The 12447-nt window shown below is 35.2% G+C and carries 7 protein-coding genes and 2 rRNA genes (1 of these 9 running past the window's edge); 8 read left to right on the top strand and 1 reads right to left on the bottom strand.

What is annotated here, in order from left to right:
• The 3 genes from NBE98_RS01210 to NBE98_RS01220 all read left to right on the top strand — a co-directional run.
• Positions 1-1749: ribosomal RNA gene (locus tag NBE98_RS01210) — 23S ribosomal RNA — on the top strand; it begins 1157 nt to the left of the window's first position.
• 53 nt (positions 1750-1802) lie between these two features.
• Positions 1803-1919 (top strand): 5S ribosomal RNA (gene rrf / locus NBE98_RS01215).
• Positions 1920-2360: 441 nt separating this feature from the next.
• The gene (locus tag NBE98_RS01220; protein ID WP_250811550.1) at positions 2361-3536 is read left to right on the top strand and encodes a Gfo/Idh/MocA family protein; all 1176 of its coding nucleotides are present in this window, start codon (positions 2361-2363) and stop codon (positions 3534-3536) included.
• A 17-nt stretch (positions 3537-3553) separates the two neighbouring features.
• Here the strand turns inward: NBE98_RS01220 and NBE98_RS01225 are convergent, their stop codons facing one another.
• Complete coding sequence (locus NBE98_RS01225) at positions 3554-4453, bottom strand: AraC family transcriptional regulator (protein WP_250811552.1); 900 nt, start codon at positions 4451-4453, stop codon at positions 3554-3556.
• Between the two features lie 132 nt (positions 4454-4585).
• On the opposite strand from NBE98_RS01225, the gene NBE98_RS01230 reads away from it, so the two are divergent.
• The 5 genes from NBE98_RS01230 to NBE98_RS01250 all read left to right on the top strand — a co-directional run bounded on the left by NBE98_RS01230 (position 4586) and on the right by NBE98_RS01250 (position 12433).
• The gene (locus tag NBE98_RS01230) at positions 4586-6877 is read left to right on the top strand and encodes a helix-turn-helix domain-containing protein (RefSeq protein ID WP_250811554.1); all 2292 of its coding nucleotides are present in this window, start codon (positions 4586-4588) and stop codon (positions 6875-6877) included.
• A 238-nt stretch (positions 6878-7115) separates the two neighbouring features.
• The gene (locus tag NBE98_RS01235) at positions 7116-8069 is read left to right on the top strand and encodes an ABC transporter permease (protein ID WP_250811556.1); all 954 of its coding nucleotides are present in this window, start codon (positions 7116-7118) and stop codon (positions 8067-8069) included.
• A gap of 11 nt (positions 8070-8080) precedes the next feature.
• Entirely contained in the window at positions 8081-8971 is an 891-nt protein-coding gene (locus NBE98_RS01240) for a carbohydrate ABC transporter permease (RefSeq protein ID WP_250811558.1), read from the top strand.
• Positions 8972-9051: 80 nt separating this feature from the next.
• Positions 9052-10608, top strand: a complete 1557-nt coding sequence (locus tag NBE98_RS01245) for an extracellular solute-binding protein (RefSeq protein ID WP_250811560.1) — start codon at positions 9052-9054, stop codon at positions 10606-10608.
• A 73-nt stretch (positions 10609-10681) separates the two neighbouring features.
• Positions 10682-12433 (top strand): glycoside hydrolase family 35 protein, encoded by a 1752-nt coding sequence (locus NBE98_RS01250; protein WP_250811565.1) that lies wholly within the window; start codon positions 10682-10684, stop codon positions 12431-12433.
• Positions 12434-12447: the final 14 nt, after the last annotated feature.

Genomic DNA, 12447 nt, shown 5'->3' on the forward strand with positions numbered 1-12447 from the left:
CCGAAGATGTCCGGGGCTAAAACTTACCACCGAAGCTATGAATGTACCGTAAGGTACGTGGTAGAGGAGCTTCCTGTATGGGCAGAAGTCATACCGTAAGGAGTGGTGGACTGTACAGGAGTGAGTATGCTGGCATAAGTAGCGAGAAATGAGTGAGAATCTCATTGGTCGAAAACCTAAGGTTTCCTGAGGAAGGCTCGTCCGCTCAGGGTTAGTCGGGACCTAAGCCGAGGCCGAAAGGCGTAGGTGATGGACAATCGGTTGATATTCCGATACCACCAATGGCGTTATTAGAGATGGAGTGACACAGAAGGATAGGATGTGCAGACTGTTGGATTAGTCTGTCTAAGCATTTAGGTATTCAGGTAGGCAAATCCGCCTGGATTAGCTGAGGTGCGATGGGGAGCGAAATTTAAGTAGCGAAGTATCTGATTCCACACTGTCAAGAAAAGCTTCTATCGAGGTAATTGGTGCCCGTACCGCAAACCGACACAGGTAGGTGAGGAGAGAATCCTAAGACCAGCGGAAGAATCGTTGTTAAGGAACTCGGCAAATTGACCCCGTAACTTCGGGAGAAGGGGTGCCACAGCAATGTGGCCGCAGAGAATAGTCCCAAGCAACTGTTTAGCAAAAACACAGGTCTCTGCTAAAGCGAAAGCTGATGTATAGGGGCTGACGCCTGCCCGGTGCTGGAAGGTTAAGGGGATTGGTTAGCCGTAAGGCGAAGCCATGAACTTAAGCCCCAGTAAACGGCGGCCGTAACTATAACGGTCCTAAGGTAGCGAAATTCCTTGTCAGGTAAGTTCTGACCCGCACGAATGGCGTAATGACTTGGGAACTGTCTCAACAACGAATCCGGCGAAATTGTATTGCGAGTGAAGATGCTCGCTACCCGCGATTGGACGGAAAGACCCCGTAGAGCTTTACTGTAGCTTAGCATTGAGATTCGGTATTGTCTGTACAGGATAGGTGGGAGACTGGGAAACAGGGTCGTTAGGCCCTGCGGAGTCATCCTTGGGATACCACCCTGACAGTACTGAGTTTCTAACTGGCGGCCATGAATCTGGTCACAGGACATTGTTAGGTGGGCAGTTTGACTGGGGCGGTCGCCTCCTAAAATGTAACGGAGGCGCTCAAAGGTTCCCTCAGAGCGGTTGGAAATCGCTCGAAGAGTGTAAAGGCAGAAGGGAGCCTGACTGCGACACTTACAAGTGGAGCAGGTACGAAAGTAGGACTTAGTGATCCGGTGGTTCCTCGTGGGAGGGCCATCGCTCAACGGATAAAAGCTACCTCGGGGATAACAGGCTGATCTCCCCCAAGAGTCCACATCGACGGGGAGGTTTGGCACCTCGATGTCGGCTCGTCGCATCCTGGGGCTGAAGTAGGTCCCAAGGGTTGGGCTGTTCGCCCATTAAAGCGGCACGCGAGCTGGGTTCAGAACGTCGTGAGACAGTTCGGTCCCTATCCGTCGCGGGCGCAAGAAGTTTGAGAGGAGCTGTCCTTAGTACGAGAGGACCGGGATGGACTAACCTCTGGTGCACCAGTTGTCACGCCAGTGGCACGGCTGGGTAGCTATGTTAGGACGGGATAAACGCTGAAAGCATCTAAGCGTGAAGCCCACCTCAAGATAAGACTTCTCATAGCGTAAGCTAGTAAGACCCCTTGAAGAACACAAGGTTGATAGGTCAGAGGTGTAAGTGTGGTAACATATTTAGCTGACTGATACTAATAGGTCGAGGGCTTGACCAAATATATTTTAATCTGTGCAATTTTGAAAGAATAATGTTCTTTCTAACTACATAATTGGTGATGATGATGCAGAGGGTACACTCGTTCCCATACCGAACACGCAAGTTAAGCTCTGAGATGTCGATGGTACTGCTTGGGAGACTAAGTGGAAGAGTAGATAGTTGCCAATAATTAAGCTCTAGATGAATATCTAGAGCTTTTTGTTTTACTTGGGAAACTGAGTGGAAGAGGTAAAAGGTCTAAATGAACTTTTACGGGTGTCTTGCAAGCGAGCGCGAGTGCTCATAAGATACCCAGTGGTTGCAGACGACGTTACCAGGTTGAAACCGCTAAGTGATAAGCTTAGCGGTTTTTTATTTTTTTGTAAGATTTACTTAAGTAATAATTAATTTTTAATAATTTGCGACCAATTAATTAAATTTTGTGACGGAATTGCTAAATACAACAATATGAAAACACTGTAACATTATATTTGCAGGACTAATAATAAAATATATTCAAGGAAGATGTGAATATATTTACATAATCCTTGAAGTTTAAATAAATTTCTTTATTAACAAAATAAAACTCATTTTAAATTGCATATAAATAACATTTTTAGGAGGTTGGAAATGAAAAAATTTAAAATTGGAGTAATTGGCACTGGAATGAGGACAATGTTTCTCATGAATGAAATATTAAAAAGAGAGGAACTTGAGGTAGTTGCTGTATGTGATATAAATCAAGAAAGCCTTAACATGATAACAGATAACTACAAAGTTAGCTGGGATCAATATAAGGATTATAAGGAATTACTGGCTCGTGAAGACATAGAAGGAGTTATAATAGCAAGTCCTGACTACTGCCACGAAGAGCAGGCAATTGCCGCTTTTGAGGCTGGTAAACATATATTCCTTGAAAAGCCTGTGGCTATAACTGTAGAGGGAGCAAAAAAGGTTTTAAAAAAGAGAGATGAGTCTGGTAAAACTCTTTTGGTAGGCTTTGTTTTAAGATATAACAAGCTTTACAAAAAGATGAAGGAGCTAATAGAAAGTGGAGTTATTGGAGAGTTAAAAACAGGCTGGATACTTCATTCTGTAGGTGCAGGTAGCGATTGGTACTTTCACGATTGGCATGGGCTTATGGAAAACACAGGGGGGCTGCTACTTCAAAAGGGAAGTCATGATTTTGATATTATAAATTGGATTGTGGATTCTAAGGTTAAGAGAGTAGCTGCAATGGGGAGCAGAGATTTCTTTAAAGGGGACAAACCAAATGAGCTTGTATGTGAAAAGTGCTCTGAAAGAAACAATTGCGGCGAAGCTATAAAAGAAAAGTGGATGAGTTGGAAAACTCCAAATGGAAATCAGACAAATCTTTTATATAATATTTGGAGAAACAAATGCGTTTACAGACAAGAGGTTGATGTTCCAGATAATCATCAAGTGCTGTTAGAATACGAAAATGGAGTTAAGATAAGTTATTTAGAATGCCATTACACTCCAGATGATAATAGAGAATATATATTTATCGGTACAAAAGGAAAGCTTAAGCTTGATGACGCAAATGATACAATAACTATACAGATTAGAAACGGAATGTATGATAGAAAAGAAAAGATAGTTTATGAAAATCTTCAATCTTCAGAAGGCCATGGAGGTGGAGATAAGTACATTCTTGACGATTTTGTATATGCCCTAGAAACTGGTAAGCAGCCTAATGCAGGGGGAGAAGCAGGATACTATGCTATAGAGGCTGGACTTGCAGCACATAAGGCTATCAACGACGGGGAAATAGTAATATTATAAAAGCAAAGGCCAACTTTTTATAGGTTGGCCTTTGCTTTTACTGATATAGCATATTCAGAAGGAGACATAGAAGTTGCCTCTTTAAAGGAACGGGAGAAAGTATGTACAGATTTATAACCTAATATATATGCTATTTGTGTGAAGTTATGCTGTTGTTCTCTAATTAGCTTTTTTGCTTCTGATATTTTAAGGTTTTTGTAGTAAGTCATAACACCTGTGTTAGTTCTACTTTTAAATAAGGTTTTTAGATAAGTTTTCCCTAGGCAAAACTTGCTGCATATCTCTTCAAAGGTTAACTCAGAACCTATATTATTGTACATATATTCAATAATATCTCTAATTAAATCCTTTTCCATTCTATCTAAAGTATTTTTATTAAGTCTTCCGGAGTTGTGTACAAAGCTGCATTTTCTTATTAAGCTAATTAGCAATACTTCTAGATATATTTTAACTAGCTGTTCAGATCCAAATATAGAAGGTTCACGTTTAATAAGCTTATTGTGACCGCCTAATGCATTAGTGTAAGCTTCTTTAGCTTCCTTTATAATTTCTGCAATTAAGTTTCTTTCAGAAGACTCTACGTGCATTATTTTATCTTCAAAAAATTTCATAGCGGAGTCCTTACATTCAAAACTCATAACCATAAGATTAGGGGCTACTTTGCCGTTAGCCCATTCACTATGAAACTCATTAGGTTTATGAAAAATAATATCCCCTTGGGTTAATTTATAGCCCTTAGTATCAGCCATTACTTCAACTTCGCCTTTATCTACATATAAAAATTCCCAAAAATCATGCTTTTCTCCTTTGAAGATATAATCACAGGCAAATTCAAAATAATGAATAGTAACAATTTTGTTTATGTTAATTACAGGTTCTATAGATGTTTTAAAATATTCTTCAACAACATTATTCAAGGCTGTATCCCCCCTCAAACATTATATTACCGCGAAGCCTTGTAGATTGTCTATATATGAATGCTCTATTTGTAATAAATTCAAAAACCAAGTATATTAATAGATGTAATTAAAATATGGGGGTATGATTAAATGTATAAAATCACCAATAGATATTATAAGCAGTTAGATAACTCTGATAAAATATTTATGTATTTCATTCTCACCATGCTTTTATTATTAATTCCTACTGTAATAGTAAGTAAATATGCTAATAAGGTAATAGTTAAAAAGCAAATTCAGGCAAATAAAAACTATGTAGAATATATATCAAAAGATACGGATTATATATTTGAAAGCGTTAGAAATAGTTGTTACAGTATTATGGGGACAGAATATTACGATAGGTATATAGATTCCTTTAAAGAATATGATAAGGATTTTCCCCTATACGCCCTTAAGCTAAGTCGAGATATAAAAAACATTGTAAATAATAGCCCATATATTAATAACATGTTAATACTATCTTATGATGAAGATAGTAAGGAGGGATACATAGTTTCAGCTGAAGGAACTAATGGTTCTACAGTTTACTTTGACAAGATAAACGTGCAGGAGAAGTATGGATCTGGCTTTTGGAACAGTATGGTTAAGGATCAATTTTCTATAAAGCTGCTTCCATACTCTAGTTTAACAACCAATAGAGGTACAAGAACAAGCAAGGTAATTCCTATGGTCGTGAAAAAGCATTACTCAACTTCACATAATACATACATGATTGTTAATATAGATGAAAAACTGCTATTTAGTTACATGAAGAGCAGTAACATTACAGACAGTGCCCATGTATATATTCTTAACGAAGCAACTGGAGAATTTTTAAATAGTACCGATGACTTAGAAATAACAAATAAAGATAACAGTGAACTATTATTAAAAGCTATTAAAGAAGGTAAGAGTAATGTAAGTATTAAATTAGATGGTAAAAAATATTTAATAGACTATCAAAAATCTGAGTTAAGTCATATTTCCTATGTGGTAGTTACTTCAGAGAGTGCTATCACAGCAGATATGAAAAAGGTGGCTAATATTTCAATTCTGGTTATTATAGTTTTTAGCATAGCTGGCATTATATTATCCCTATTTTTTGCTAAAAAAATTAATACTCCACTATGCGATACTATAAGGTATATCAAAGGCCTTATTGGGGATGAACAGGAAAGTCCAAATGAATATGAGTATTTAAGAAACAGTTTTGCTAGAATGAGAGAAATTCACAATAACTCAATGTCAAATGTAGCGCATATGCTGATTTATAGGGCAATAAATCAGAATCTAAGAGCGGAAGAAGCAAAAGAAATTATTAGGCAGTACAGTTTGCCTTTAAATAAGAAATACTATGCTATTATGGTAATTAAAGCGAATTTTAATGAATGTCAGGAAAGTCTTGTATTAGAGGATATAAAAAGTATAATTAAGCCTTTTGGAGAACTTATAAGCATAAATTCATATATCTTTGCTAATTTTATGAATATTGAAGATCATGAGGAATTATCCAAAACACTTACTGCTATAGAAGAGAAGTCTAATAAACTTATGGGCTTAAAGCCAGAGCTAGGTCTTATCATGAGTATAAGCGAAATATTTCAGGATATAACTTTAAGCAATAAGTACTATCAGCAAGCTTATAATATATTGGACATAAGAAGTATAAATAAAGAAAAGTTAATATATACTAAATGTGATGCGGGCAACGATTCAGGCCATGCATATTCAAGAGCAGAGTTTGGGTATTTGAAGAATTATGCTTTTAACGGAAATGAAAAGGATTCTCTTCTGCTTCTTAGTAAAATATTTAAGAGCTGCAGAGACGTTAATATGAGCTTTATAAGGTTTCGTCAGGTGTCAGATGAACTTTTATCAATTGCCATTGATTTGATTGAGCAGAAGCACATAGATCCTTGCTGTATTTTTGACAGTTCAAAGGAGTTGCTCCAAAGCATTTACAAGATTGAAAATACTTATAAGATAGAACAGGCCTGCACAGAGGTATACAAACAAATTATTATATATATAAAAAACAAGCAGTGTAATAATTCTGCAGTTGATAGTATTGTGAGATATATAGACGATAATATAAGCACCGTATGCCTAAATGAAGTTGCAGACAGGTTCAACATGAATCCAAATTATTTATCTCAATATTTTAAAAAGCATACTGGAGAAACCTTCAGCAATTATATAAACAATAAAAAATTTGCGGCTGCAAAGGAAAAGCTTATTAATACTGACAAGACTATAGAAGTAATCTCTCAGGAATTAGGCTTCAGCAAGTCCAGCGCATTTATACGCATGTTTAAGCAAATAGAAGGACTTACTCCAAATGCTTATAGAGAAAAAAGTTTGCAAATTAATAATGATTTTATAAAAGAACCTGTTATATAGGTTCTTTTTTGATTTCTTTCTGATAAAAACAAAAGCTTAGATTAGGATAAAAAACAAAAATATAATTAAAGGTTTACAATATAACGAAATGTAAACGTTAAGAAATAATAAAATGAGGATAATATTAAGAACTGTTGATTTATTTATATGATATAAGGATATAAAATTCAGTTATAGGGATTAAAGCAATTTAGGTTCCAGTTATTAAAACTTTAAAAATTAATAGGAGGATGAAGAAATGAATAGCTCTATAGTTATTGCAGAAAGAAAAAAAACTAGTGATAAGAAAAAAGGTAGTCTTATTTCAAATCTAAAATATGATTTTAAATATAACAAAGCAATATTACTCATGACAATACCTGGTCTATTATGGCTTCTTATATTTAGGTATGTGCCTATGTATGGTGTACTGATAGCCTTTAAAAAGTATAGTTTATTTAAAGGTTTTTTAAAATCAGAATGGGTAGGCTTCAGATACTTTATACAGTTTTTCGAAGACCCATATTTCTTTAGATTGCTTAAGAATACTTTTTTATTAGGTCTTTATAATATGTTATGGAGTTTCCCAGCACCAATAATTTTAGCTCTATTATTAAATGAAGTTAAAAATAAAAGGTTTAAGAAGTTTACCCAAACAGTTACGTATATGCCTTATTTTATATCTACAGTTGTAATAGTTGGTATTATGAAAAGCATGTTTGCTTCTGATGGAGTTATTAATCATATTCTTCACTCCTCTGTACCCTTTTTCAATAGCCCAGATTTGTTTAGAACTTTGTATATTTCTTCAGACATATGGTCAACCATTGGGTATGGAAGCATCATCTATTTAGCAGCGATTACAGGCATTGATCCTGAGCTCTATGAAGCAGCTAAAATTGACGGTGCTTCAAGACTCCAAAATATAATATATATTACAATTCCTTCAATTATACCAACAATAACCGTACTTCTTATATTGAGAGTTGGTGCAGTTTTATCAGTAGGTTTTGAAAAGGTCTTCCTTATGTATAGTCCTGCAACTTATCAAACTGCAGATATCATATCTACCTATGTTTATAGAAAAGGAATACAAGACCAGAACTTTAGTTTTGCTACTGCAGTAGGCTTATTCAACAGCGTGATTTCACTGATACTGCTGACGGTATCTAATTATTTTTCAAAGAAAACTATGAATGAAAGTCTATGGTAGGAGGTGTTAGAATGAGCAGAACTAAAATTAAAGAGACAAAAAATGATAAAGTGTTTAATTTTACAGTAGCAGCACTTCTTATATTAGTAAACATAATAATGCTGTATCCTTTTATATATGTTGTTTCAGTATCTATAAGCAATCCTAGCAGCGTTGTAAGAGGAGAAGTGGTGCTTTTACCAAAAGGATTTAGTTTGGAAGCGTATAAACAGATACTAAATTATCCATACTTTGTTAAATCTTATCTGAATACAATTTTTTATGCCACTATAGGCACAATGCTTACATTATTAATGACTGTGCTTGCAGCGTATCCTCTATCTATGGAAAAATTCAGAAGTAAAGGTACAATATCCTTTCTATATGTATTTACAATGTTTTTCAGTGGAGGGATGATACCAACCTTCTTAGTTATTAAAAATTTGAACCTATTAGACACAAGATCTGCTGTAGTAGTAACTTCAATATTGAGTGCATGGAATATTATAATATGCCGATCCTTCTTTCAAGGTATACCCAAAAGCCTTCATGAATCTGCGTACATTGATGGAGCAAATGATTGGACAATCCTTTTTAGGATTATACTTCCGCTATCAAAGCCTGTAATATCTACACTTGCTTTATTTAGTATAGTTGGTTTTTGGAATGACTTTTTCTCTGCCTTGCTTTACTTAAATGACAGAAACAAATTTCCACTTCAGATGATATTAAGAAATATATTAATTAATTCAGAGATGATTGCAAAGGAGCCGGGTGCAGCTAGGGATGTGAGCAATACTATATCTACTCTATCGCTTAAGACAGCATCAATTATGGTTACAATTATACCTGTATTATGTGTGTATCCTTTTATACAGAAATATTTTGTTAAGGGAGCTATGATAGGGTCTATAAAAGGATAAGCACTGCTAAATTGAAATGTATGATAGCGAGAAATTTGCTATTATATAAATATTAATTATTAAACAAGGGGGAATTTATAGTGAAAAAGAAAATGTTAGCAATGTCATTGATTATGACATTAGCAGCCTCAAGTTTTATAGGCTGTGCAAAAAAACAGACTGTGTCAGTACAGGAGGGAACTTCAAATACTGGAAAGCTTTTTGATAAGCCAATAGAAATAACATATTTTCTGCCTGATGAAAATAACAATGTTCCTATTACAGACGATATGTATGTTTTTAAGGAAATATTTGAAAAGACAAATGTAAAGATAAAAGTTATTCCTGTACCACTTGCAAGCTATACTGAAAAACTTGGAACTACACTAGCTTCAGGTAATTTGCCTGACTTAATGGCTATTAGAGGCAATAAAACTGTACATCAGTATGGCCCCCAAGGTGCTTTTGTAAACCTTCAGGAATATATAGATAAAGGCAAAATGCCAAACTTTAAAAAGCTTATGGATAACATAGAGAACTCTTATAAAATGGCAAAGTCAGGTGATGGAGGGATTTATGGCGCTCCAAGAATATATGACTTTACTTGGGTAACTGAGACCTTTATGACAAGATACGATATATTAAAGAAAAATAATATTGCTGTGCCTAAGAATTTTGATGAATTATATGCAGCATGCAAAAAGCTTAAGGAAATATACCCTAATTCAGCTCCATTAACGAACAGATGGGAAGTTGCGCACCTATTGACAGGGATATCCAGGTTCCATCACTCAGAATCAGATATGTACTTTAACCACGATAGTGGAAAGTGGAATTTTGGACCGCTTGAGGAAGGTTTCAAAGAATCCTTAGAATTTTTAGCAAAAATGTACAAAGAAGGTTTGCTAGACAAGGAATTTGCAACTCAAGCAGATAGTGAGTGGACAGAAAAATTGATAGGCGAAAAAGCCTTCTTTACATACGATTATATAAACAGTGCACAAGAAATAAAGGCACAAGGATTATCTGCTAATCCAAATTTTGATTACAGCGGAATGCTTCCTCTTGAGTATAAAGGAAAAGTAACAGGAGCAGAAACTTTAAGCAGCTGTTATACTGGCTTTAATAAAGTTATATCAAGTAAAAGCAAGTACAAAGACGAGATAGTTAAGTTCCTTGACTGGACCTATAGTCCAGAGGGCATAGATATTACTAACCTAGGAAAAGACGGAGAAACCTTCACAAGAGAAAACAGCAAAGTTAAATATACAAGGATGATAAAGACTCCTGATAATCCAAATGGACAAAAAACAAGATTTGACTTAGGACTTGAGAACCAAAATATTTTCAGTGTTAAGAGTAAAGATACTTTAGGTTTAAAAGATGAATCAAGTGCTAAAGCGGACAAGCTTATACTAGATGCTAAAGCTTATGGAAAACCACAGCCTACTGTGAATTTCTCTGATGATGACCGAGAAAAGGTAAATAACATACTCACTCCAATCAGAACTTATACTGAAGAGGCTGCAATAAAGGTTATAACCGGAAGTATGAGCGTTAGTGAGTGGGATAAAGTAATTTCCAAGTTAAAAGATATGAAGATAGAGGAAGCTGTAAAAATCTATCAAACTACTTATGATAATATGTATAAAAAATAGTATAATTTTAATAAATGGAGAGCTCTATCCTCGCTGCGATGGGGCTCCTATTTTCACTTAGGGAGGTTTACTTATGTCAACATTTAAAATACAAAACGGCAAATTTGTTTATAATGATGTCCCAGTAAGAATTATTTCAGGAAGCATCCATTATTGCAGGGTTGTTCCTGAATATTGGAGAGACAGGCTTGAGAAATTAAAAAATTGTGGCTTTAACACTGTTGAGACCTACGTAGCATGGAATTTACACGAGCCTGAGGAAGGGAAATTTAATTTTGAAGGAATTGCTGACATTGAAAGATTTATTAAAGTTGCTCAGGAGCTAGGGCTTTTTGTTATAGTAAGACCTTCACCTTATATATGTGGTGAGTGGGAATTTGGTGGGCTGCCAGCTTGGCTGCTTAAGGACAAGAATATGAGACTAAGATGTTTTTATAAACCTTTTTTGGACTGCATAGATAGATATTATGATGAGCTCATGAAGAGGTTAGTTCCTTTATTATGTACAAATGATGGTCCTATTATAGGTATGCAAATAGAGAATGAGTATGGGAGTTATGGAAACGACAAAAAATATTTAGAGTATCTTAGGCAAGGTTTAATAAAAAGAGGAGTTGATGTGCTACTATTTACTTCAGACGGCCCTGGAGATTTGATGCTTCAAGGTGGAACCATCACAGATGTATATAAAACTGTAAACTTTGGCTCTAGAGTTGAAGAGTCCTTTAATAAATTAAGAGAATATGAGAAGGAAGGACCTTTAATGTGCATGGAATATTGGAACGGCTGGTTTGATCATTGGGGAGAAAAGCATCACACAAGAGGTGGAGAAGAAGCAGCAAAGGTTTTTGAAGAAATGCTTAAAAAAGACGGTTCTGTAAACTTTTATATGTTCCATGGAGGCACTAATTTTGGATTTTTCAATGGAGCAAATCACTCAGATATTTATCAACCTACAGTAACCAGTTATGACTACGACTGCCTTTTGACGGAGGATGGAGAGCTTACCCCTAAATATCATGCAGTAAAGGATGTAATTAAGAAATATCATGCTTTTAATGAGGTCAGTCTATCTGAGAAGATAAAAAAGGTGAACTACGGAGAAGTTATCCTTACGGAGAAAGTATCTATTTTTGACACTTTAGACAGTATATCTAAGCCTATAAAATCTTCTTATGTAAAGACTATGGAGGAATGCGGACAAAATTATGGTTTTATCTTGTACAGCACAAAGGTAGCAGGACCAAGGCTAGACTGTAAAATTGATCTTAGCGATATGCATGATAGGGCACAGGTATTTGTAAACAAGAAGTACATAGGTACTGTATATAGAAATGATGAAAGTAAAAAGATAGATGTAGATTTTACTGAAGAAATAAATACATTGGATATCCTTGTTGAGAATATGGGTAGAATAAACTATGGGCCAAAGCTTAAGGATTTTAAAGGAATAAGTGAAAATGTAAGATTGGACTATCAATTTCACTATGACTGGGATATATACCCTATACCTCTTGACAAAATAGAAAATATTCGCTTTGATAAAAACAGAAAAAGCAGCAGTAAAGGAATACCGATGTTCTATAAAGGAGAGTTTTATGCAGAAGAAGTTGGAGATACCTTTGCTCTTCTTGATGGCTTTGAAAAAGGAGTAATATTTGTTAATGGTTTTAATATAGGAAGGTACTGGGAAATAGGCCCTCAAAAAACCTTATATGTACCAGCGCCAATAATAAAGAAGGGTAAGAATGAGGTTTTGATTTTTGAACTGCATAAAACTGATAAGGAAGAGATGTCGTTTTTAGATAAGCCTAATTTAGGATAAAGACATAAGTTTTT

The organism is Clostridium swellfunianum, assembly GCF_023656515.1.
GTDB lineage: Bacteria > Bacillota > Clostridia > Clostridiales > Clostridiaceae > Clostridium_AT > Clostridium_AT swellfunianum.

Bases quoted from the DNA above. Each gene is read 5' to 3' on its own strand.
- NBE98_RS01220 (WP_250811550.1), top strand. From the start codon at position 2,361: ATGAAAAAATTTAAAATTGGAGTAATTGGCACTGGAATGAGGACAATG.
- NBE98_RS01230 (WP_250811554.1), top strand. From the start codon at position 4,586: ATGTATAAAATCACCAATAGATATTATAAGCAGTTAGATAACTCTGAT.
- NBE98_RS01235 (WP_250811556.1), top strand. From the start codon at position 7,116: ATGAATAGCTCTATAGTTATTGCAGAAAGAAAAAAAACTAGTGATAAG.
- NBE98_RS01240 (WP_250811558.1), top strand. From the start codon at position 8,081: ATGAGCAGAACTAAAATTAAAGAGACAAAAAATGATAAAGTGTTTAAT.
- NBE98_RS01250 (WP_250811565.1), top strand. From the start codon at position 10,682: ATGTCAACATTTAAAATACAAAACGGCAAATTTGTTTATAATGATGTC.